Annotated in this window: 17 protein-coding genes, 1 tRNA gene and 1 pseudogene; 14 read left to right on the top strand and 5 right to left on the bottom strand. The window is 67.8% G+C overall.

Going from position 1 to position 20,711, the window contains the following annotated elements:
* Positions 1–10: 10 nt before the first annotated feature.
* Entirely contained in the window at positions 11–985 is a 975-nt protein-coding gene (locus P1J78_RS01360; protein ID WP_309568075.1) for an isoaspartyl peptidase/L-asparaginase family protein, read from the bottom strand.
* A 135-nt stretch (positions 986–1,120) separates the two neighbouring features.
* Between P1J78_RS01360 and P1J78_RS01365 the strand changes: the two genes are divergently transcribed.
* From P1J78_RS01365 to P1J78_RS01380, 4 genes are all read left to right on the top strand, one after another.
* Complete coding sequence (locus tag P1J78_RS01365; protein WP_275565514.1) at positions 1,121–1,981, top strand: cyanophycinase; 861 nt, start codon at positions 1,121–1,123, stop codon at positions 1,979–1,981.
* On the top strand, positions 1,968–4,610 hold the full coding sequence (gene cphA / locus P1J78_RS01370; RefSeq protein ID WP_275565515.1) for a cyanophycin synthetase: 2,643 nt from the start codon (positions 1,968–1,970) through the stop codon (positions 4,608–4,610). The genes P1J78_RS01365 and cphA overlap by 14 nt, the downstream gene beginning before the upstream one ends.
* Before the next feature lie 46 nt (positions 4,611–4,656).
* Positions 4,657–5,955 (top strand): ATP-grasp domain-containing protein, encoded by a 1,299-nt coding sequence (locus P1J78_RS01375; RefSeq protein ID WP_275565516.1) that lies wholly within the window; start codon positions 4,657–4,659, stop codon positions 5,953–5,955.
* A gap of 62 nt (positions 5,956–6,017) precedes the next feature.
* On the top strand, positions 6,018–8,033 hold the full coding sequence (locus P1J78_RS01380; protein ID WP_275565517.1) for a CocE/NonD family hydrolase: 2,016 nt from the start codon (positions 6,018–6,020) through the stop codon (positions 8,031–8,033).
* Positions 8,034–8,075: 42 nt separating this feature from the next.
* On the opposite strand, the gene P1J78_RS01385 is transcribed toward P1J78_RS01380, so the two are convergent.
* Both P1J78_RS01385 and P1J78_RS01390 read right to left on the bottom strand, forming a co-directional pair.
* Positions 8,076–9,059, bottom strand: a complete 984-nt coding sequence (locus P1J78_RS01385; protein ID WP_275565518.1) for a zinc-dependent alcohol dehydrogenase family protein — start codon at positions 9,057–9,059, stop codon at positions 8,076–8,078.
* A gap of 150 nt (positions 9,060–9,209) precedes the next feature.
* Positions 9,210–10,136, bottom strand: a complete 927-nt coding sequence (locus P1J78_RS01390) for a LysR family transcriptional regulator (protein ID WP_275565519.1) — start codon at positions 10,134–10,136, stop codon at positions 9,210–9,212.
* Positions 10,137–10,222: 86 nt separating this feature from the next.
* Here P1J78_RS01390 and P1J78_RS01395 point away from each other — a divergent pair, with 86 nt between their 5' ends.
* The 4 genes and pseudogenes from P1J78_RS01395 (at position 10,223) to P1J78_RS01410 (ending at position 14,812) form a co-directional block, all read left to right on the top strand.
* Positions 10,223–11,818 (top strand): sulfatase, encoded by a 1,596-nt coding sequence (locus tag P1J78_RS01395; protein ID WP_275565520.1) that lies wholly within the window; start codon positions 10,223–10,225, stop codon positions 11,816–11,818.
* Positions 11,757–12,740: a Bug family tripartite tricarboxylate transporter substrate binding protein gene (locus tag P1J78_RS01400; protein ID WP_275565521.1), complete on the top strand. Its 984-nt coding sequence runs from the start codon at positions 11,757–11,759 to the stop codon at positions 12,738–12,740. The genes P1J78_RS01395 and P1J78_RS01400 overlap by 62 nt, the downstream gene beginning before the upstream one ends.
* A 54-nt stretch (positions 12,741–12,794) precedes the next feature.
* Positions 12,795–13,286, top strand: a complete 492-nt coding sequence (locus P1J78_RS01405; protein ID WP_275565522.1) for a tripartite tricarboxylate transporter TctB family protein — start codon at positions 12,795–12,797, stop codon at positions 13,284–13,286.
* 9 nt (positions 13,287–13,295) lie between these two features.
* Positions 13,296–14,812 (top strand): annotated as a pseudogene (locus P1J78_RS01410) (tripartite tricarboxylate transporter permease).
* A 225-nt stretch (positions 14,813–15,037) separates the two neighbouring features.
* On the opposite strand, the gene P1J78_RS01415 reads toward P1J78_RS01410, so the two are convergent.
* Positions 15,038–15,113, bottom strand: a tRNA-Lys gene (locus tag P1J78_RS01415).
* A 109-nt stretch (positions 15,114–15,222) separates the two neighbouring features.
* On the opposite strand from P1J78_RS01415, the gene dapF reads away from it, so the two are divergent.
* From dapF to P1J78_RS01440, 5 genes are all read left to right on the top strand, one after another.
* Positions 15,223–16,059 carry a diaminopimelate epimerase gene (dapF, locus tag P1J78_RS01420; protein WP_275565523.1) on the top strand — a complete coding sequence of 279 codons (837 nt, stop codon included), beginning with the start codon at positions 15,223–15,225 and terminating at the stop codon, positions 16,057–16,059.
* Entirely contained in the window at positions 16,059–17,321 is a 1,263-nt protein-coding gene (gene mtaB / locus P1J78_RS01425; RefSeq protein ID WP_275565524.1) for a tRNA (N(6)-L-threonylcarbamoyladenosine(37)-C(2))-methylthiotransferase MtaB, read from the top strand. Before dapF ends, mtaB begins: the two co-directional genes overlap by 1 nt.
* Positions 17,321–17,950 carry an FMN-binding negative transcriptional regulator gene (locus tag P1J78_RS01430; RefSeq protein WP_275565525.1) on the top strand — a complete coding sequence of 210 codons (630 nt, stop codon included), beginning with the start codon at positions 17,321–17,323 and terminating at the stop codon, positions 17,948–17,950. The genes mtaB and P1J78_RS01430 overlap by 1 nt, the downstream gene beginning before the upstream one ends.
* An 84-nt stretch (positions 17,951–18,034) precedes the next feature.
* Positions 18,035–18,445: a c-type cytochrome gene (locus tag P1J78_RS01435; RefSeq protein WP_275565526.1), complete on the top strand. Its 411-nt coding sequence runs from the start codon at positions 18,035–18,037 to the stop codon at positions 18,443–18,445.
* A 100-nt stretch (positions 18,446–18,545) separates the two neighbouring features.
* Complete coding sequence (locus tag P1J78_RS01440) at positions 18,546–19,151, top strand: glutathione S-transferase (protein ID WP_275565527.1); 606 nt, start codon at positions 18,546–18,548, stop codon at positions 19,149–19,151.
* A 15-nt stretch (positions 19,152–19,166) separates the two neighbouring features.
* Here the strand turns inward: P1J78_RS01440 and P1J78_RS01445 are convergent, their stop codons facing one another.
* Entirely contained in the window at positions 19,167–19,838 is a 672-nt protein-coding gene (locus P1J78_RS01445; protein ID WP_275565528.1) for an outer membrane protein, read from the bottom strand.
* 303 nt (positions 19,839–20,141) lie between these two features.
* On the opposite strand from P1J78_RS01445, the gene petA reads away from it, so the two are divergent.
* Positions 20,142–20,705, top strand: coding sequence for a ubiquinol-cytochrome c reductase iron-sulfur subunit (gene petA, locus P1J78_RS01450; protein ID WP_275565529.1), 564 nt, complete (start codon positions 20,142–20,144; stop codon positions 20,703–20,705).
* Positions 20,706–20,711: the final 6 nt, after the last annotated feature.

Here is a 20,711-nt window from a genome sequence, read left to right on the forward strand (position 1 = left end):
CGGCGGCGGCTCAGTAGATGGCGATCGTCCGCTCCAGGTCGTCGCCGGTCCAGCCGCGATACATCCCCTCGCAGTTGAACGGCGCCGCGACGCGCCCCGCCGCATCGACGGCGACGAGGCCGCCGGAGCCGTTCAGCGCGGCAAGCTCGTGGCCCACCACATGCGCGGCGGCCTGCGCCAGCGATTCGCCCGCAAGGCGCATGCGGGCGTCGATCTCGTGCGCGACGCAGAGCCGGATGAACGCCTCGCCGTCGCCGGTGGCCGAGACGGCGCAGGTGCGGTCGTCGGCGAAGGTCCCGGCCCCGATCAACGGGGTGTCGCCGACCCGGCCGGGGCGCTTGGCGGTCATGCCGCCCGTCGAGGTCGCCGCGGCCAGCCCGCCCGCGCTGTCGCGCGCCACGGCGCCGACCGTGCCGTGGCGGCGGGCCGGGTCGTCGTCCAGCGTGCCCTCGGCCTCCATGCGCAGCGTCTCTAGCAGGGCGTCGTACCGGTCCTGGGTAAAGAAATACTCGGCCGGCGCCTCCTCGATGCCGGCCGCGCGGCCCAGGCGCAGGGCGCCGTCGCCGATCATCAGGACGTGCGGCGACCGCTCCATGACGCAGCGCGCCAGCCGGACCGGGTTGCGCGGCCCGAGAACGCCCGCCACGCAGCCTGCGCGACGGTCATGTCCGTTCATCACCGCCGCATCCATCTCGTGCCGGCCGTCGCGCGTGAAGACGGCGCCGCGGCCCGCGTTGAACAAGGGCTCGTCCTCCAGCACGCAGACCGCCGCGGTGACGGCGTCGAGCGCCGTGCCGCCGGCCGACAGCACCTCCTCGCCGGCGCGCAGCGCGCGGTCCAGCCCGGCGCGGGTCTCGGCCTCGCGGTCGGGGGTCATGCGGGCGGACGGGATCACTCCGGCGCCGCCGTGGATCGCGAGCGTGTAGCCGATGGGAGCCTCCTGCGGTTGTCGCCCCGGCCGGACCGGCCAAGATAGGCGGCAAATGCGCGCCCGAATGGCGTATTTAGTGGCAGGAGCACACCATAACGTCAATCCTTTGGAGGGGGAGTATGCTTTTCCCGGTATGGTGCTACACTCGGGCACAGGGTAGGAAAGGGTGATCGAACCAAAGGTCATGAGATGAACATGCAAGCGAACGTGCCCATACGGGGGCCGCTCATCGCGATCGGCGGCGCCGAGGACAAGTCGCAGGAAGCGGCAATCCTGAAGCGGGTGCTGACCTATTCGGCCACCAAATCCCCGGTCGTCGGCGTCATCACCACGGCAAGCGCGATCCCCGAGGACGTGTTCAAGGGCTACGAGACGGTCTTTACCACGCTCGGCGCGTCCGAGGTGCTGGACATCCGGATACGGGACCGGAGCGACGCCGCGGCGGAGCGCTTCATCGCGATGATCCAGCGCGCCGACGTGATCTTCATCTCGGGCGGCGACCAGATGCGCCTGACCAACATCCTCGGCGGCTCGCCGGTGCTGGAGGCGATGCGGGCGCGGCATGCCGAGGGCGCGGTCGTCGCGGGGACCAGCGCCGGGGCGGCCTGCCAGTCCTCCACCATGGTCTATGGCGGCGCCGCCACCGACAGCCTGCGCAAGGGCGCCGTGAAGATGGCGGCGGGGTTCGGGCTTGTCGACGGGGTGATCATCGACACCCATTTCCTGGAACGCGGCCGCTTCTCGCGGCTGATGGAAGTGGGTGCCACGAACCCTGAATTCCTTGGCGTCGGCATCGGCGAGGACGCCGCCGTCTTATTTGATGACGACAAAATACTTGCCTTTGGCCCCGGTCACATCATCCTCGTTGACAGTTCGAACATCACCGGTTCGAATGTCTTTGAGCTTGACGATGGGGAGGCCGTCACGGTCCACAACGTCACGATGCATGCGCTGGTCGACGGGTATGGATACAGCCTGAGCGACCGGCGGGTCCTCGGGCCGGAAGAGCTCGGGGCGAACAGCCTGGAGCCAAGGATTGCGTATACTTGAACACCGTGCGCTGCGCGGACCCAACTATTACAGCCGGTATCAAGCCATCTACATGCGGCTCGATATCGAGGAGCTGGAGGAGCGGCCGAGCGACGAGGTTGCCGGCCTGGCGGAGCGCCTGGAGGCGCTGATCCCGTCGATCTACGACCACCGCTGCTCGGTCGGCGAGGCCGGCGGATTCCTGCAGCGGGTGCGCAACGGCACCTATGCCGGCCACATGGTCGAGCATCTCGCCATCGAGCTGCAGAACCTCGTGGGCTTCTCGGTCGGCTACGGCAAGACCGTCGACAGCTATGACGCGGGCATCTACAACGTCGTCTACCGCTACCGCGACGAGGCCACGGGTCTTGCGGCGGGCGAAGCGGCCGTGGCGATCGCGCAGCAGCTCTATGACGGCGAAGACGTCGACCTGCAGCCGTATATCGACCACCTGAAGGAGGTGCGCGACGCCAACGCGCTGGGGCCCTCGACCGGTGCCATCGTGGACGCGGCCAAGGCGCGAAACATCCCGTTTTCCAACCTGACCGAGGGGACGAGCTATACCCAACTGGGTCACGGGGTGAAGCAGCGCCGCTTTCAGGCGACGGTCACCGACGCCTCGGGGATCATCGGGCACTCCATCGCCGACGACAAGGACTGGACCAAGCAGATCCTGGGCGAGGCCGGCGTGCCCGTGCCGCAGGGGCAGAACTGCTATTCCTGGGAAGAGGCGAAAGAGGCGGCCGAGTGGATCGGCTGGCCGGTGGTCACCAAGCCGCTGTCGGGCAATCACGGGCGCGGCGTGACGACCGACATCGCCTCGATGGAGGATCTGCGCTCGGGCTACGACGCGGCGGTCGAGCGGCTGCGCGAGGAGTCCGACGGCGTCATCGTGGAAAGCTACATCCGGGGCGAGGATCACCGCATCCTGGTCATCGGCGGCCGGCTCGTCGCCGCGGCACGCCGCCGGCCGGCGCATGTTGTCGGCGACGGCCGGAGCACGATCCAGGCGCTGATCGACTGCGAGAACGCCGATCCGCGACGGGGCGTGGGCCACGAGAACCTCCTGACGCAGATCCACGTGGACGAACAGACCCACCGGATGCTGGAACAGGCGGGCCTGACGCTGGAGACCGTGCTGCCCGAGGGCGAGATCGCGTTCCTGAAATCCACCGCGAATATCTCGACCGGCGGCACCGCCATGGACCTGACGGACGAGGTGCACCCGGAAGTGAAATTCGCGATGGAGCGGATCGGGCGGCTCGTGGGGCTCGACGTGATCGGGATCGACCTGCTCGCCGAGACGCTGTCGCGGCCGCTGGAGGAGCAGTCGGCCGGCGTGGTCGAGGTGAATGCCGGCCCCGGCTTCCGCATGCACATGGCCCCGACCCACGGCACGCCGCGGCCGGTGGGCGAGCATGTGGTCGACATGCTGTTCCCGGACCCGACCGATGACGGGCGCATCCCGATCACCGCGATCACCGGCACCAACGGCAAGACCACCACGACCCGGCTGATCAGCCATATCCTGCGGCAGGCGGGCACCTCCGTCGGCATGGGCTGTACCGGGACGGTCGAGATCGACAACCACGTGATCCTGCGCGGCGACTACTCCGGCCCCGCCGCCGCCCATGCGGTGCTGCGCGAGCCGACGGTGGAGCATGCCGTTCTGGAGACGGCGCGCGGCGGGATCATGCGGCGCGGCCTGGGCTTCGACGAATGCGACGTGGGCGTGCTGCTGAACATCGCCTCCGACCACCTCGGCGAGCGCGACATCCACACGCTGGACGAGCTGGCGCGCTGCAAGACCGTCATCGTCGACGCGGTGAAGCGCGAGGGCGGCTATTGCGTGCTGAACGCCGACGATCCGCTGGTGATGGAGCACGGCACCTACTGGGCGCGGGGCGAGATCATCTATTTCACGATGGATCCCGACAATCCCGAGCTTGAAACCCACCTGAGCGAGGCGGGCATGGTGCTGACAGTGCGGCACGGCAAGATCATCATGCTGCGCGGCAAGGTCACCGTCGACATCTGCGAGGTCAACGACGTGCCCATCGCCTTCGAGGGCCACGCGCGGTTCAACGTGCAGAACGCCATGGCCGCCGCCGCCGCCGCGATCGCCCACGGGGTCGAGATCGACGACGTGCGGGCGGGGCTGACGACCTTCCACCCGACGCCGACGCAGATGCCCGGCCGCACCAACTATTTCGAGGCCGACGGGGTGAAATGCCTGATCGACTACGGCCACAACGTGCCGGCGCTCGAAGCGCTGGAGCCGCTGGTGCGCGGGCTCGCCACCCAGCGCCGGATCGGCGTCGCCTCGGCCCCGGGCAACCGGCGCGACGAGGATCTCGCCGCGCTCGGTGCGCAGCTTGCCCGGATGTGCGACACGCTCTACGTCTTCGAGACGGACTCGCGCGGCCGCGAGACCGGCGAGACCGCGAAGCTGATCCATGACGGCGCCGCCGGCGCCGGCACGTCCTGTACCGTCAAGACCGTCATGCAAGAGCACGATGCCGTGGCGCAGGCCATCGGAGAGGCGCAGCGGGGCGACTTCTTGTTGCTGCTGATCGACGACATCGAGGGCACCACCGAGCGGCTGAAGGGGCGCAGCTTTCCCCACCAGGCCGAGCTCGCCCAGGCCTGAGACACGACAGAAGCGCGCCGCCCCATTGGCGCGGGAGGAAGGATATATGACCAAGAACGTCTTCGTCGTCGGCCTGAACGACTATAACGCCGAGCGACTCAAGCGGCTGCGAGGCGTGGAGGACGTGACGTTCCATCCGCTGCTGACGCCGGCCCAGGTCTATGAGACGCAGGAATTCGACATCCCCGCGATGCTGGCCGAGGCCGAGGCGACGCTCGACGCCTTCGACGGCTCGATCGACGCCATCGTCGGCTACATGGATTTCCCGGTCTCGACCATGCTGCCGCTGCTCAGCGCCAAGTACGGCACGCCCAACACCTCGCTGGAGAGCCTTCTCAAATGCGAGCACAAGTTCTGGTCGCGCAGCGTGATGGCCGAGGTGATCCCGGACCACGTGCCCGCCTTCACCGCCTTCGACCCGTTCGACGATGACGCGCTGTCGAAGATCGGCGAGGCCAACCTGCGGTTTCCGTTCTTCGTCAAGCCGATCAAGTCCTCGGGCTCGCGCTTGGGCTTCCGGATCGACAGCCCCGAGGACTTCGACTACGCGATCGAGAAGCTGCGCGCCGAGATCGGCCAGATATCCGAGCCGTTCAACGCCGTGCTCGACAAGGCCGACCTGCCCGACGACATTCGCGCCATCGAAGGCCATTACTGCATGGCCGAACGGGTGATCGGCGGGCGGCAATGCACCGTCGAGGGCTATGTCCACGATGGCGAGGTCACCTGCTACGGCACCGTGGATTCGATCCGCTACCCGCAGGTGCTGAGCTTTTTCTACTATCTCTACCCGTCCGCCCTGCCGCGCCGCGTGCAGGACCAGATGTGGGAGATATCGCAAAAGGTCATGGCGCATATCGGCTATGACAACGCGGCCTTCAACATCGAGTATTTCTGGGACGAGGTGGACAACCAGATCTGGCTGCTGGAGATCAACACCCGCATCGCCCAGTCGCATTGCGACCTGTTCGAGACGGTCGACGGCGTCAGCCACCAGCAGGTGGCGGTCGATCTCGGGCTTGGTCGCAAGCCGGACATGCCGCGCAGCCAGGGCACGCAGAACGTGGCGGCCGAGTTCTTCTATCGCGTCTTCTTCAGCGACGCGACGGTCGCCCGCGCCCCCTCGCGCGCCGAGGTCGAAGTGGCCGCCGAGCAGGTCGAGGGCACGCGCATCGTCTCCAACCTGACAAAGGGCATGAAGCTGTCGGAGCTGCCCGAGCAGGACGCCTACAGCTATGCCGTCGCCTCGCTCTGGATGGGCGCAAGCACGACCTCGAAGCTGTTGTGGAACTACGAGCAGGTGATGAAGCGGCTGAACTACGAATTCACCGACATCGTCGACTGAGCGCGCTGGCGCTTTCGGACCCGACAGAGTAGGCAAGCGCCGACCCGTTCGGAGACCGCCCCATGAAGATCGACACCGACCTGCCCCGCCCCGTCGTGGAACTCGAACATGTCGAGATCCCGATGCCCGACGGCACCTTGCTGGCCGCGCGGATCTGGATGCCCGAAGGGGCCGAGGCCGCGCCGGTGCCGGCGATCCTCGAATACATCCCCTATCGCAAGAACGACAAGACGCTGGAACGCGACGCCGCCCGCGCACCGTGGCTCGCCGCCCGCGACTATGCCTATGTCCGCGTCGACCTGCGCGGCACCGGCGAATCCGAAGGGGTGATGGAGGACGAATACACCGAGATCGAGTTGGCCGACGGCTGCGACGTGATCGCCTGGATCGCCGACCAGTCCTGGTGCGACGGCGGCGTGGGGATCGTCGGCATCTCCTGGGGCGGCTTCAACGGGTTGCAGCTCGCGGCGCTGCGCCCGCCGGCGCTGAAGGCGGTGGTGACGATCTGCTCCACCGACGACCGCTATGCCGACGACATCCACTATATGGGCGGCGTGCCGCTATGCGATCAGCTGTCCTGGGCCTCGGTGATGTTCGGCATCAACACCCTGCCGCCCGACCCGACCCATGTGGGCGAGAAATGGCGCGAGATGTGGCACCGGCGGCTCGACGAGTCCGGGCTGTGGCTGGAAACCTGGCTCGGCCACCAGACGCGCGACGCCTTCTGGCGGCACGGCTCGGTCTGCGAGAACTGGGACGACATCCAGGTGCCGGTCTATGCGGTCTCCGGCTGGGCCGACGGCTATTGCCGGTCGGTCTTCCGGCTGGTCGAGAAGCTGAAGAGCCCGGCCAAGGGCATCATCGGACCCTGGGCGCACCGCTATCCGCATCTGGGCGAGCCGGGCCCCGCCATCGACTGGCTCTCGGAGGAGACACGGTGGTGGGATCACTGGCTGAAGGGGCGCGAGACGGGCATCATGGACGAGCCACCGCTGCGCCTGTTCCTGCAGGATCCGGCCGAACCGCGCAGCCATTACACGGCGCGCGAGGGCCACTGGATCGCCGAACCCGCCTGGCCCTCGCCGAATGTCGAACCGGTCGCTTTCGGCCTCGGGGCGGACCGGAGCCTGACCCGCGGGTCCGGCACGCCGGGCGCGGACCTCTCGGTCTCCTCCCCGCTCTGGGTCGGGCTGCATGGCGGCAAATGGTGCTCCTACGCGCATCCGGGCGACCAGCCGGGCGACCAGCGCCGCGACGATGCGGGCAGCCTGGTCTTCGAGACGGCGCCGCTGGAGGATGACATCCACATCGTCGGCGACGCGCGCCTGCGCCTGCGCTGCCGCGTCGACCGGCCGGTCGCGCAGATCGCCGCCCGCCTCGTCGATGTGGCGCCGGGCGGGACGGCGAGCCGCGTCAGCTACGGCCTGCTCAATCTCAACCACCGCGACGGCCATGCCGATCCCGCCCCGCTGGTGCCGGGCGAGGATCTTGCCGTGGAGGTTCCGCTCAAGCACATCGCGCAGACGCTGCGGGCGGGCCACCGGCTGCGCCTGTCGCTGTCGACGAGCTACTTTCCCATCGCCTGGCCGACGCCGGAGCCGGTGACGCTGACGGTCCTGCCGGGCGAGTCGGATCTCGTCCTGCCCCTGCGGTCCGGGCCGGAGCCGCGGATGCCCGATTTCCCCCCGGCCCGCGCCGGGACACCGCTCGACGTGTCGTTCCACGAGGCTCCGCGCTCGGAATGGCGGGTGAGCGAGGATCTCGACAGCGGCAGGCTGACGGTGGAGGTGCGCGACCACGAAGGCGCCGCCACGATCGAGCCGCACCAGTTCTTCCATTCCGCCGAGGGGCAGGAACGCTATTCCGTCCTGCCGCCCGACCCGACCTCGGCCGAGGGAGAGGTGACCTGGGTCCACGAGATGTCCCGCGACGGCTGGGCCGTGAAGACCGAGACCTGGACGCGCCTGACCTGCGACGCGCAGTCCTACCACATCTCGGCGACGCTGCGGGCTTGGTGCGACGGTACGATGGAGCGCGAGCACGACTGGACCGTTTCGATCCCGCGAGAGGCCTCCTGATCGCGGTCGCGCGGGGGCGTGCCGCCCGTCGCCGGGCGACGCTTACGGAACGAGCACGGCGGCGCCCTGCAGCCGGCCCGACCGCAGATCGTCGAGCGCCTCGTTGGCCTGTTCCAGCGGGAAGGGCACAACGGTCGTCTCGATTTCGGTCTTCGCCGCAAGCGCGAAGAATTCCTCGCCGTCCTGCCGGGTGAGATTGGCGACGGAGCGGATGACACGTTCCTCCCACAGGTCGGCATAGGGAAAGGCGGGGATGTCGCTCATGTGGATGCCGCCGCAGACGACGACACCGCCCTTGCGCACGGCCTTCAGCGCGGCCGGGACGAGCGCGCCGACCGGCGCGAAGATGATGGCCGCGTCCAGCGCGGCGGGCGGGGCTTCGTCCGACCCGCCGGCCCAGACGGCGCCCAGGCTGCGGGCGAACTCCTGCGCCGCGTGGTCGCCCGGCCGGGTGAAGGCGTGGATCTCGCGCCCCTCGTGGCGCGCGACCTGCGCCAGGATATGCGCCGCGGCGCCGAAGCCGTAGAGCCCCAGGCGATGCGCGTCGCCGGCCATGCGCAGGCAGCGATAGCCGATCAGCCCGGCGCAGAGCAGCGGCGCAAGGCTTTCGGCCGACGGGCCCTCGGGCAGCGCGAACGTGTAGTCGGCGGCGGCGACGCATTCCTCGGCATAGCCGCCGTCGATGGTATAGCCGGTGAACCCCGGATCGTCGCAGAGGTTCTCCCGCCCCATCCGGCAATAGGCGCAGCTGTGGCAGGTCCGGCCGAGCCACGGCACGCCGACCCGCTGCCCCTGCGCGAAGCCCTTGACCCCCGCGCCGGTCTCGGTCACGCGCCCGACGATCTCGTGCCCGGGGACGAGGGGAAGCTTCGGGTGCGTGAGCTCGCCATCGACGACATGCAGGTCGGTGCGGCAGACGCCGCAGGCTTCGACGGCGATCCGCACCTCGTCCTCCGCGACCGGGCGCGGCTCGAACTCCCGTTGCACGAGGGGCTGCTGCGGGGTCTCCAGAACCATGGCGCGCATCTCGGGTCTCCTCCTGCGTGGTCGCCCTGTCATGAGAAAGCCGGATGGACCGGATCGCAAGAACCCGATGCAGATCGGACCCGGAGACCGCCGAACGCCCCGGCCTTCCGGCCGGAGATGCGGATGCACGACAGCCGTGCGCGAACGCATTCAATCGGTCGATCCGTGCACCGATCCCGGCAGGGCCGGACTGGCGAGAAGCGCATCGCGCAGGACACGGACCGGCCTGGTATTGGCAAGCGACGCCTTGCACATGAGCTCGATCTCGAGCGACCACAGCCCGTCCTCCGGGCTGAACGAGGCCAGCCCCTCGCGTTCCGCCCGCGGCACGATCATCGAGCTGACGATCGCATAATAGTCCGTCGCGGCAAGGATACCGAACATGACGGTCAGCGATGTCGTCTGCACGATCGGGCGAAGCTGGTCGGCATGGGCCCCGAAGACGCGCCGCGCCTTCTTCTCGAACTCGCGATCCTCGACGAACCCGACGCGGCCATAGCCATCCAGATCGTCGCGGACGATCGTTCCCTGCCGTTCCAGCGGATGCCCGCGGCGGCAGATGACGGCCATGCCGGTCGTGTACAGCGGATAGGCGGCGAAGCGGTCGGGAAGCGGCATTTCCGGAAGCGCCGCGACGACCACGTCGAATTCCTCGCGCATCAGCCCGTCGACGAGGTGGTTGGAAATGCCCGTCTCGACCGAAATCTCGACCTTGGGGAACCGCCGATGGAACGCGGCCAGGATCGGCGGGAAGGTGCTGACCGCAAGGACCGGGCCGACGCCGATCCGGATGCGTCCGCCCATGGTGTCATGCACGTCCCGGACGTCCAGCTCGGCAAAACGGGCTTCCTGGTCGATCACCCGCGCATGCCGGAAAAGCGCCCGTCCGGCATTGGTCGGCTCGAGCCCGCTATGCGTTCGCACGAAGAGCTCGGTCCCGAGATCGTCTTCGAGAATCCTGAGGCTTTTCGTCAGCGCCGGCTGGCTGATGCCCTTTCGCTCGGCGGCGACATGCATGTTCCGGGCGTCGTACAGGGCCAGGAAATTCTCAAGGTGACGCGAGACCAGCAGCCGCAATTCGATAACTTTCAGATATCAGGCAGGGACATCTTCTCATTATCATTCATTGACTGGCTGAGCCAGTGTTCCCTGAGGGAGGTGCAATGCGCACGATTTTCGTTCTGTTCGACTCGCTGAATCGCAGCGCGATGGGCGCCTATGGCGGCCAGGCGGTGGCGACTCCGAATTTCGACCGGTTCGCGGCCCGCGCGGTCACCTTCGACCGCCATTATGTCGGGTCTCTGCCCTGCATGCCGGCGCGGCGCGACATGCATGCCGGCCGGCTGAACTTCACGCACCGGTCATGGGGGCCGCTGGAGCCGTTCGACAACTCGTTTGCCGAGCTGATGAAACAGAACGGTATCTACACGCATCTCGTGTCCGATCACCTGCATTACTTCGAGGATGGCGGGCACGGGTTTCATACCCGGTTCAACAGCTACGATTTCATCCGCGGCCAGGAATACGATCCCTGGGTGGCGATGGTGGAACCGCCCGTCGACCGCATCCGCGCGAAATACGACGAACGCCACTATTCCGTGAGCGGCCGCGACAAGCGCATGCAGCACACCATCAACCGCGAGACGATGGGGGCCGAGGAGGATTTCCCCGGGCCGCGCTGCTTCGCCTCGGCGTTCGATTTCCTCGACCGCAACCGGCAGGCCGACAACTGGTTCCTGATGCTGGAATGTTTCGATCCGCACGAGCCCTTCCACGCGCCGGAGCGTTTCAAGGCCGCCTACGACACCGGCTATGCCGGGCGCATCCTCGACTGGCCGCATTACGAGCGGGTCGTCGAGAGCGACGAGGAGATCGCCGAGATCCGCGCCAACTATGCCGCGCTCGTCGCCATGTGCGATGCCTATTTCGGCAAGCTGATCGACTATCTGGACCGGCACGACATGTGGAAGGACACCTGCATCGTTCTGTCCACGGACCACGGCTTCCTGCTCTCCGAGCACGACTGGTGGGGCAAGTGCCGCATGCCCTACTACGAGGAAGTCTCGCACATTCCGCTGATCGTCCATCACCCGGACCACGCCGAGCATGCCGGAAGCCGCCGCGGGCACCTGACCCAGACGATGGATCGGATGCCGACCTTCCTGGAGATGTACGGCCTTCCGGTTCCCGACGAGGTGACCGGGCACAGCATCTTTTCGGCGCTCGCCGAAGACACCCCCGTCAGGGACGCGGCGGTCTTCGGGGTCTTCTCGGGTCCGATCGGCGTGACCGACGGACATCACGTGCTGTACCACTACCCGCCCGACATAACCCGCGACGGGCTGGTGGAATACACGCTGGCGCCCGCGCACATGACCGCGCCCTTCACGGTGGAGGAGTTGCGGACGTCGCGCCTGGTGCCGCCGTTCGACTTCACCAAGGGCGTCCCCGTGCTTGGCATAGACGCGACCCGCGATGCCAAGCGCGTGCCGAACAATGACGGCCTCGGTTTCGGCGATCTCGGAACGCGGCTGTTCGACCTCGACGCCGATCCGCGCCAGCAATCGCCGATCGAGGACACGCGCATCTCCGCAAGCCTTTACGGCCATATGGAGCGGGAACTCCGCATCCACGACACGCCGGCGGAAGTCTACCGCTGGTACGACCTCAATTCGCAGACAACACAGGGAGGAAGCGATGAGACGATTGCTGGGACTGACGGCGGCGGCGATGCTGCTGGCCAACAGCGCGCAGGCTGAATTTCCAGAGCGCAATATCGAGAACATCTATCCGTGGGGGCCGGGCGCGACCATGGCGGCAAGCCAGGTGATCGCCGACGCCATGGGCGAAGAGCTGGGCGTCAACATCTCCGTCGTCTCGACGCCGGGTGCGGCCGGCACCAAGGCGTTCCGCACCGCGCTGGACAAGCCGGCGGACGGCTACACGATCTTCGACGGATATGTCGCGCCGCTCGTCCTGCAGCCGATGTTCGACAATGCCGACTGGACCTACGAGGACTTCACGCCGCTCTGGTCGGCCACCTCGAACAGCTTCGCGATCGTGGTCCGTGAGGGCGACGACCGGTTCCCCGATTTTCCGGCCCTCGTGGACTACATGAAGGAAAACCCGGGCGACCTGCGCTATTCGCCGGGCGTGGCCGACGCCCTGCCGCACATGGTCGCGGCCAAGGTCATGCAGACCTCCGACGTCGTCGGGCAGGTTGTGCCGTATCCGGAAATCGACAACGCCATCAAGGATCTGCGCGGCGGCGTGCTGGACTTCATGGTGATCAATCCCGGCGTCTACGCCGCCAACAAGGATGACGTCCGGGTGCTGGCCGTCCTGTCCGAACTCGAAGGTGCGTCCGAAACCTATGACGGCGCGCCGCGCGTACAGGATTTCGGCATCGAACTCGGCATGACCGGACTTGCGCCGATGGGCTGGAACTGGTGGCTGGTCCGCAAGGAAACCCCGGACGATGTGGTCGCCAAGCTGCGCGAGGCGATGGGCGCGGCGCTTGCGCGGGACGAGGTGAACCAGCGGCTGCTCGACATGGGCTATGTCCCGCTGGGATACGGGCCCGACCAGTACGAGGAGATCGTCGCGCCGGTGGCGTCCGATCTCAAATCGGGGATCGACGCGATCGCCTGGGAAAAGGAAAAGCTCCAGGAAACGCAGTAACCAAGGGTCCGGAGGGCGGCCGGCACGCCGCCCTCCCCGTTCCCGGAGACAACCATGTCGAGGTTCCGTACGCACGCGTTCGACTGGATCGCGTGGTTCTTTTTTGCCTCAGTTCCCGTCGTGATCTTCTGGCGCTCCGCCACGTCGCTCGCCGAGCAGGGCGCGGCCTCGGGCGGGCCGCTCGACAATGCCGCGTTCTACCCGCGGGTGATCGCGGGGCTGATGGGCGTGGCCGTCGCCGTTCACGGCATACGCCTGCTGCTCGGTCGCGTGCAGGGGCAGTCGGCCGTCGAGGCCGAGGCCGGCACCCGGCTCGGCCTCGCCCTGGCGGCGCTGTTCGTCGGCTACCTGGTGGTGCTTCCGTATTCCGGCTTCCACCTTGCGACGCCGGTCCTCCTGATCGTCATGACACGCGCCCTCGGCCTGGGCCTCTTTCGCGCCGTTCTGGGCAGTCTCGCCCTGTGGCTCGCGGCGTCCTTCGTCTTCGAGGGGCTTTTGAACGTCGTGCTGCCGGTCGGTCTGTTCAACATCACGGTTTTCAACTGACGGGTCTGCATGCTGGAACTCCTGCAAGAAGGGCTGCCCTTATTCTTCAACCTGCAGACGCTGCTGCTGGTCGCTCTCGGCATTGCCGGAGGGCTCGCCATTGGCGTGCTGCCCGGCCTCGGCCCGCTGATGGGCATCGTGCTCTTGCTGCCGCTGGCCTTTCACCTGCCGCCGATCTCCGCCATGGGCATGCTGATCGCGGTCTATATCGGCGGATCCGCGGGCGGGTCCATCTCGTCGATCCTGCTTAGGATACCGGGCACGCCGCTCGCGGCCGCGACGCTGTTCGACGGGTTTCCCATGGCGCAGAAGGGCCGCGCGCAGGATGCGGTCGGGCTGGCCATGACCTCCTCGGCGCTCGGCGGCCTCTTTGCGGGCCTGATGCTCGTCTTCTTCTCGCCGATGCTCGCCGCGTTCGCGCTGCGCTTTGCGCCGCCGGAATACTTCGCGATGGCCGTTCTGGGCGTGCTGACGATCGCGCTCGTATCGGAAGGGTCGGCCCTGAAGGGGTTGCTCGCCGGGGGCTCGGCCTTTTCCTCTCGATGGTCGGGACCGACGAGTTCACCAACGCCTACCGCTTCACCTTCGGGGACTTCCGGCTGTCCAGCGGACCGCATCTCGTGGCGGTGGTCGTCGGCCTCTTCGCGCTCTCGGAGATCTTCTATCAGCTGGAGGCGGGCAACTTTCTTGCAAAGCCGACCGTCCAGCGCTTGCGGGTCTCCTTCCGCGCCCTGCGCCTCGTCATCGCGCACAAGTTCAACCTTCTGCGCTCGTCGATGATCGGGACGTTCTTCGGCGCCATTCCCGGGGCGGGCGGCGATGTCAGCGCCTTCATCTCCTATGCGACCGCCAAGCGGTTCGCGCGCGCCGAAGAAAAATACGGCGAGGGTGCCGAGGGCGGCGTCGTCGCGACCGAGGCGGCCAATAACGGCTGCTGCGGCGGCGCGCTTATCCCGACCCTGTCGCTCGGCATTCCCGGGGACGCCTCGACCGCCGTCTTGATGGGGGCGCTGATCCTGCTCGGGTTCTTCCCCGGCCCGGACCTGTTCCGGGACAACCCCGAAGTCGCGGGCGGAATCTTCATCGCCTACATCATGGCGAATCTCCTGCTGCTCGTGCTCGGCGTTCTCCTCGCGCCGCTGTTCGGCTCCGTGCTGAAGCTGCGCAAGGCGTGGCTGCTGCCGGCCGTCCTGCTGCTGTCGACGCTCGGCACCTATTCGCTGCAGAACTCGGTCTTCGACCTCTGGGTGATGCTGACCTTCGGCATTGTGGGCTACGTGATGCGCCGGGCCGGCTATCCGCTGGCGCCGCTGATCATCGGCATGATCCTGGGCGGCATTATGGAGGCGAATCTGCGCCGGTCGCTGCTGATCTCGCGGGACGGCCTGGGGATCTTCTTCGAGAGACCGATCTGCGCCACGATCCTCGCCATCGACCTGATCCTGCTTCTGTCGATCGTCTACTCGATCGTCAGGGCCTCGCGGAAGAAGCCGGACACAGACGAACGCGACGAGCCCCTCGCCTAGGATACCGCGCGCCTGGCGGCACAGTCCGCCGGGGCATGTGGCCGAGCGCGAAGAGACGCGCGAGAGCCACGCGAAAGAATTCGGAAGGCGGACCCGGGCCGGAAATGGGTGCGGACCGGCTTGGCCGAAACGCCCATTCTCGGAAGCGGCCCTTGGACGCACACCCGAGACGCGCCCAAAACCAGCCCGGGCTTTCGCGGCGACCATCTAAGTCTTTGATTTCAGTGGTGAGCCGTGCAGGATTCGAACCTGCGACCCACTGATTAAAAGTCAGTTGCTCTACCAACTGAGCTAACGGCCCACTCGAGGCGCCTACGTAGAAAAACCGCCCAACCCGGTCAAGGCCTAAAACGGCCGCGTCGCGAATCCGGCTATGGATTCGCACGGACCGCGACGATATATGCCCGGCCATGCGCGATCAGGGCGGACAATCCTCGCTGGCTTTCATGAAGATGCACGGGCTGGGCAACGACTTCGTGGTGGTGGACCGCCGCGGAGGCGGGCCGGCCGTGTCCGAGGCGCTGGCCCGGGCCTTGGGGGACCGGCACCGGGGGGTCGGCTTCGACCAGCTCGCCGTGATCGACGACGACGCAGAGGCCGACGCGCGCCTGACCTTCTACAATGCCGACGGCTCCCTCGCCGGCGCCTGCGGCAATGCCACGCGCTGCGTCGCGCGCTTCCTGATGGACGAGGCCGGGCGCGACCGGCTTACCCTTCATACCGAACGCGGGTTCCTGGACTGCGCGGATGCCGGGGACGGCCTGACCAGCGTCAACATGGGGGTGCCGCTGACCGGCTGGGCGGAGATCCCGCTGTCGGCGGAGATGGACACGCTGCACCTTGCGATCCCCGGCGATCCCGTCGCGACCGGCATGGGGAACCCACATTGCACGTTCTTCGTCGCAGATGCCGAGGCGGTCGACCTGGCGGTGCGGGGGCCCGAGGTCGAACGCCATCCGTTCTATCCGGAGCGGACGAACGTGCAGTTCGTGCATCTCGCCGCGCCCGACCACCTGCGGATGCGGGTGTGGGAGCGCGGCGCGGGCATCACGCTGGCCTCCGGCTCCTCCTCCTGCGCGGCGGCGGTGGCGGCGGCGCGGCGCGGGCTGACCGGCCGGCGCGTGACCGTCACGCTTGACGGCGGCGACCTGCAGATCGACTGGCGCGACGACGGGGTCTGGATGACCGGCCCGACGGCGCATGTGTTCTCCGGCACCCTGACAGCCTCCTTCCTGGAGGCGCTGTGATGGATCGCGCCGCGCCGAAATTCACGACGCTGGGCTGCCGGCTGAACGCCTACGAGACGGAGGCGATGAAGGACCTCGCCGCCGCGCACGGGGTCGAGGATGCCGTCGTGGTAAATACCTGCGCGGTGACCCAGGAAGCGGTGCGCAAGGCGCGGCAGGAAATCCGGCGGCTGCGGCGGGAGAACCCCGGCGCGCGCGTCATCGTCACGGGCTGCGCGGCACAGACCGACCCCGATGGATTTGCCGCGATGGACGAGGTCGACCACGTCATCGGCAATGCCGAGAAGATGCGGCCGGAGACCTGGAAGGGGCTGACCCCCGATCTCGTGGGGCAGACCGAGCCGGTGCAGGTGGACGACATCATGTCGGTCACCGAGACCGCCGGGCATCTGATCGACGGCTTCGGCACGCGGTCGCGGGCCTATGTGCAGATCCAGAACGGCTGTGACCATCGCTGCACGTTCTGCATCATTCCCTATGGGCGCGGAAACTCCCGGTCGGTGCCTGCGGGTGTGGTGGTGGACCAGATCCGGCGTCTGGCGGCGCGCGGCTATAACGAGGTGGTGCTGACCGGGGTCGATCTGACCTCCTGGGGGCAGGACCTGCCGGGCAAGCCGCGGCTGGGCGACCTGGTGATGCGGGTGCTGAAGCTGGTGCCGGAGCTACCGCGGCTGCGCATCTCGTCGATCGACTCGATCGAGGCCGACGACAACCTGATGCGCGCCATCGCCGAGGAAGAGCGGCTGATGCCGCATCTGCACCTGTCGTTGCAGGCCGGCGACGACCTGATCCTGAAGCGGATGAAACGGCGGCACCTGCGCGACGACGCCATCCGCTTCTGCGCCGAGGCGCGGCGGCTGCGGCCCGAGATGACTTTTGGCGCCGACATCATCGCGGGCTTCCCGACCGAGACCGAGGCGATGTTCGAGAACTCGCTGCGGCTGGTGGAGGAATGCGACCTGACCTGGTTGCACGTCTTTCCCTATTCGCCGCGCCCCGGCACACCCGCCGCGCGGATGCCGCAGGTGGACGGGCGGGCCGTCAAGGACCGGGCGGCGCGTCTGCGGGCGGCCGGCGCCGCGGCCGTCGCGCGGCACCTTGCGGCGCAGGTGGGACGCGAGCACGCGGTGCTGATGGAAAACCCGCAGATGGGCCGGACGGCGCAGTTCGCCGAGGTGACCTTCACCCAGCCGCAGCCGGAAGGCCAGATCGTGGCGGCCCGCATCTCCGGCCATGACGGCAAGCGGCTGGCCGCGGGCTGATGCATCCGAATCCTGCCTTTCGGACGGAATCCAGGGACCGGAACGTCGCGGTCGCGCGGGATCGCGGGTTTGGCACCTTGGCCGTGAACGGCGACCCGGCCCCGCTGCTGTCGCATGTGCCGTTCCTGCTGTCGGAGGACGGCGCGTCGGCCGAGCTGCATCTCGTCCGCTCCAACCCGATCGTCGCGGCGTGCGGCGAGAGCGCCGGGGCGGTTCTGTCCGTGCAAGGCCCGGACGGATACGTCTCGCCCGACTGGTACGGCATCGCCGACCAGGTGCCGACCTGGAACTACATCGCGGTTCACCTGCGCGGTCGGCTGGAACGGCGGCCGGAGGCGGAGTTGCGGCCGATGCTCGACCGGCTGTCGGCGCATTTCGAGGCGCGGCTGACGCCGAAACCGCCCTGGCGGAGCGCGAAGATGCCTCAGGACACCCTGGCCCGCATGATGCGGATGGTCGTACCGTTCGTTCTGCATGTGGACTCGGTGGACGGCACCTGGAAGCTGAGCCAGAACAAGCCCGACGATGCCCGCCTCTCCGCGGCGGACGCGATGGGCCGGACCGGCATCGGCAGCGAAACGGCGGCGCTGGCGGCCATGATGACCGATGGCGCCGGGACGCGGGGCTGAAGCCGCGCGGTGCAGGCTCGTCGGCGTCATGGCCTGTCGCCCCGAGGGCGGTGGATGCAAGGGCCGCAAGGAAGGGAGATGAAGATGCGCATGACATTCGTTGCGCCGCTGCTGGCGGCGATCGTGGCGGGCGGGATGTCCGCGGCGCGGGCCCAGGACAGCGATGCCGGTGCAGAGCTGTACGTTCAGTACTGCGCCACCTGTCACGGCCCGAGCGGCCGCGGCGATGGGCCGATGTCCGAGATCCTCAACGCCACCGTTCCGGACCTGACCCGGCTGGCCGAGAACAATGACGGCGCGTTCCCGATGCTGGAGGTGATCCACATCATCGACGGACGGACCGGTCTGCGCGGCCATGGCGGGCCGATGCCGACCTATGGCGACATTTTCACGGCGGAGATCGGCGGCGGAGAGCCCGGCGACCGAGGCACCGCGCTGGAAACCCGCGGGCGCATCCTGTCGGTCGCGCTGTACCTGGAGTCGATACAGGAATAGGACCGCCGGCGCCCGGCGCGTCCGGCCTGCAATGCACCGCTCCGCGATGGACAGCCGCTGCCCGCCCGCCTAGTGTCCGACGCGGGAGGGAACCGGCATGATGCAACTCTTCGATAACCCCGCTTCGCCGTTCTGCCGCAAGGTGCAGGTGCTATTGCGCGAAACCGGCCAGCTGGACGAGGTGGAGACGACCTATGCCGTGGGGCACCCGCTGGCGCCGGACCGGATGCCGCTGGCGGAAAACCCGTTGGGCAAGATTCCCTGCCTTGTGCGCGACGACGGCCCCGCGCTCTACGACAGCCGGGTGATCTGCCGCTATCTCGACGCGCGCGGCGAGGGCGGGCTGTATCCCGAGGGGCGCATCTGGGAGGTTCTGACGCTGGAGGCGACGGCGGACGGGATCATGGATGCCGCGGTGCTGATGATCTATGAGGGACGCTCGCGCCCCGAAGCGCTTCGCTATCCCGCCTGGGTCGACGCGCAGTGGGACAAGATCGCCCGCGCGCTGGACGCGCTCGAGTCGCGCTGGATGGGCCATCTGGCCGGCCGGCTGGACATGGGACAGATCGCCGTGGGCTGCGCGCTGGGATACCTCGACTTCCGCCTTCCGGACCGCGACTGGCGCAAGGGGCGCACGGCCCTCGCCGAATGGTTCGAGGCGTTCGGACAGCGCGACAGCATGGCGGCGACGGTTCCGTCGGCCTGAGCCGGCGGCGAACCGTCAGAAGCTGAAGGAGACGCCCACGTTGATCGCGTTGGTCACGATGTTGGTGTCCAGCGTCCCGCCATTCGACAGGTCGGCCGAGTTCTGCGAGTAGGTGCCCTTGTACTCGCCGAAGATCCCCCAGTTCTCGTTCAGCTCGTACTTCACGCCCGCGACGGCCTGCACCGCGCCACCGGTCACCTGGTATTCGAAGGTGGTGCCGCCCGACGTCGCCACATCGACATGCGGAATCGCCAGGCCCGCGCCGGCCCCGATATAGGGCGTCACCCGGCCGTTCATCCACGCATCGGGCCAGCGCCACCAGACATTCGCCGTCACGGTGTTCAGCCCGTCGGTGAATTCCAGCCGGTCGAAGCCGTTCGCCGCCAGCGTCGCGTCGTCGGCGTAGACCTTGTTGTGCGAGAAATCGAGGCCGAAGCCGAGCTGCGGATTGAAGTTCGTCCACCAGGTCGCGCGCACGCCGTAATAGGGCGGCATCTCGAACGACCGGCCTTCCCAGCCGGCGGTGAAATCGAACGCGCCGACGCCGCCCGGGTCGTTGCCCGAGACGCCGCTGTGCGGCGCACCCTGGATCCCGGTGTAGAAGCTCAACTCGGTCTCGGCCGCCGCGGGAGCGGCCAGCCCGGCCGCGAGCAGGACCGCACCGATGATACCCGGAATGACTTTCATAACACTCTCAACTCCTTCAGCCCGTCGCGGGGCGTCGATCACGGGCATACTTGCGCTTTCCGCGGGCGATTTTCAAACCCCGCCCGAGCGAAACATGCCCGGATGTGTGCGCGCTGTCGCAGATTTGACCCGCCGATCCGAAAATCGGCATGGCACCGCGACAATGCGCCCCAATGATCGGCCAAAGCGCGCTTTACCCGCCATGGTTACGCGAATATTACAGCGGTGCAAAAAAGGTGCGGGATTCCCGCGCCCTTTCGGATCATGCGGCCGCAGCGCCGGCCGGGAAATGGAGAAACGCTCGTGTCCCACGCAGAAGACCACGAAGGCACGCGCCGCGACTTTCTGTACTACGCGACAGCCGGCGCCGGTGCAGTGACCGTCGGCGCCGCCGTTTGGCCGCTCGTCAACCAGATGAACCCGTCCGCCGACGTGCAGGCGCTCAGCTCGATCCGCGTCGACATCTCCGGCGTGTCCGAAGGCACCCAGCTGACGGTGAAATGGCTGGGCAAGCCGGTCTTCATCCGCCACCGCACCCAGGACGAGATCGAGCAGGCCCGCTCGGTCGACGTCAGCGACCTGCCGGACCCGATCGCGCGCAACGAGAATATCGACGGCGAAGCGCCCGCGACGGACCAGAACCGCGCGCTGGACGGCGAAGAGCGGTGGCTGGTGATGATGGGCGTCTGCACCCATCTGGGCTGTGTGCCGCTGGGCGACGGCGCCGGCGATTTCGGCGGGTGGTTCTGCCCCTGCCACGGCTCGCATTACGACGCCGCCGGCCGCATCCGCCGCGGCCCCGCGCCAGAAAACCTGCCCGTGCCGGTCGCCGCCTTCGACGGCGAAGAAACGATCGTGCTGGGCTAAGGGAGG

Source organism: Psychromarinibacter sediminicola (assembly GCF_029168335.1).
GTDB lineage: Bacteria > Pseudomonadota > Alphaproteobacteria > Rhodobacterales > Rhodobacteraceae > Psychromarinibacter > Psychromarinibacter sediminicola.

Excerpts from the sequence above, each read along its gene's own strand:
- P1J78_RS01365 (WP_275565514.1), top strand. The coding sequence starts at position 1,121 with ATGAACATGCAAGCGAACGTGCCCATACGGGGGCCGCTCATCGCGATC.
- P1J78_RS01375 (WP_275565516.1), top strand. The coding sequence starts at position 4,657 with ATGACCAAGAACGTCTTCGTCGTCGGCCTGAACGACTATAACGCCGAG.
- P1J78_RS01380 (WP_275565517.1), top strand. The coding sequence starts at position 6,018 with ATGAAGATCGACACCGACCTGCCCCGCCCCGTCGTGGAACTCGAACAT.
- P1J78_RS01385 (WP_275565518.1), bottom strand. The coding sequence starts at position 9,059 with ATGCGCGCCATGGTTCTGGAGACCCCGCAGCAGCCCCTCGTGCAACGG.
- P1J78_RS01395 (WP_275565520.1), top strand. The coding sequence starts at position 10,223 with ATGCGCACGATTTTCGTTCTGTTCGACTCGCTGAATCGCAGCGCGATG.
- P1J78_RS01400 (WP_275565521.1), top strand. The coding sequence starts at position 11,757 with ATGAGACGATTGCTGGGACTGACGGCGGCGGCGATGCTGCTGGCCAAC.
- P1J78_RS01405 (WP_275565522.1), top strand. The coding sequence starts at position 12,795 with ATGTCGAGGTTCCGTACGCACGCGTTCGACTGGATCGCGTGGTTCTTT.
- dapF (WP_275565523.1), top strand. The coding sequence starts at position 15,223 with ATGCGCGATCAGGGCGGACAATCCTCGCTGGCTTTCATGAAGATGCAC.
- mtaB (WP_275565524.1), top strand. The coding sequence starts at position 16,059 with ATGGATCGCGCCGCGCCGAAATTCACGACGCTGGGCTGCCGGCTGAAC.
- P1J78_RS01430 (WP_275565525.1), top strand. The coding sequence starts at position 17,321 with ATGCATCCGAATCCTGCCTTTCGGACGGAATCCAGGGACCGGAACGTC.
- P1J78_RS01435 (WP_275565526.1), top strand. The coding sequence starts at position 18,035 with ATGCGCATGACATTCGTTGCGCCGCTGCTGGCGGCGATCGTGGCGGGC.
- P1J78_RS01440 (WP_275565527.1), top strand. The coding sequence starts at position 18,546 with ATGCAACTCTTCGATAACCCCGCTTCGCCGTTCTGCCGCAAGGTGCAG.
- P1J78_RS01445 (WP_275565528.1), bottom strand. The coding sequence starts at position 19,838 with ATGAAAGTCATTCCGGGTATCATCGGTGCGGTCCTGCTCGCGGCCGGG.